Origin of the sequence: Staphylococcus sp. EG-SA-17, from assembly GCF_017151845.1 — a bacterium.
Lineage (GTDB): Bacteria > Bacillota > Bacilli > Staphylococcales > Staphylococcaceae > Staphylococcus > Staphylococcus aureus.
In genome coordinates, this window is record NZ_JACVZO010000195.1 from 1 (window position 1) to 222 (window position 222).

At 30.2% G+C, this 222-nt stretch carries 1 protein-coding gene; it reads right to left on the reverse strand.

From position 1 onward, the window contains the following. Positions 1-175, reverse strand: a 175-nt coding sequence (locus IDG65_RS14710) for an antA/AntB antirepressor family protein (RefSeq protein WP_181427275.1), incomplete at its 3' end; no start/stop codon positions are given. Positions 176-222 lie beyond the last annotated feature (47 nt).

The window sequence follows — 222 nt, forward strand, 5'->3', positions numbered from 1 at the left end:
TAAAATCTCTGTTTTCTTTAAAATGCTTTAAGTTAATTTCTGCCCAAGCGCTAAAACGTTTTTTGACTTCCAAAGCCTTGTATAACTCTCTTGCACTGATTGCGATTTCTCCATTTTCTTTTTCTTGAATATTGAACATTTCTCCGATGTTCGATTTTGTTTGTAATGCTTGCATAATATTTATGCTCCTTTCATGTATAATGTTGTTATCAAATATTTAAG